Origin of the sequence: Terrabacter sp. Ter38, from assembly GCF_024519435.1 — a bacterium.
Classification (GTDB): Bacteria; Actinomycetota; Actinomycetes; order Actinomycetales; family Dermatophilaceae; genus Terrabacter.
On sequence record NZ_JALJRZ010000029.1, the window covers coordinates 1 to 441 of the forward strand.

Sequence of the window (441 nt, forward strand, 5' to 3'; positions counted from 1 at the left end):
CATGTCCTTCGACTACAAGGTTGCCGACCTGAGCCTCGCCGAGGCCGGCCGCCACCCGCTCCGCCTCGCCGCGCCCGCGCTGCCCTGCCTCCTGGCTCTCCTCTCTTCTTCCTCCTCTTCCCCTCCCCTCCCTTTCTCTCTCCTCTCCTTCTCTCTCCCCCTTCCTTTCCCTCCTGCCGTTCTCCTCTCTCCTCTCCCCTCTCTCTTCTCCGCTGTCCTTTGTTCCTCCTTCCCCCTCTCCTCTCCTCCTTCCTCTTCCTCCTCTTCCTTTTTCTCCTCTCTCCTCTTTCTTCCTCCCCTTCCCTTCTTCTCTTCCCTTTTTTCTTCCCTCTCCTTTTCTCCTCCTTCTTCTTTTTCGTCTTTCTCTTCCTTTTCCTCCTCTTCCTTCCTTCTCTTTTCTCCTTCCTTCTCCTTCTTTCTCTCTCCTTTCTCCTCCCCCCC

Annotated in this window: 1 protein-coding gene; it reads right to left on the reverse strand. The window is 57.1% G+C overall.

The window, feature by feature from the left end; all coding sequences use genetic code 11:
- Positions 1 to 12 precede the first annotated feature (12 nt).
- Positions 13 to 441: hypothetical protein (locus NR112_RS23275; protein WP_256796467.1), on the reverse strand; the 429-nt coding region annotated here is incomplete at its 5' end.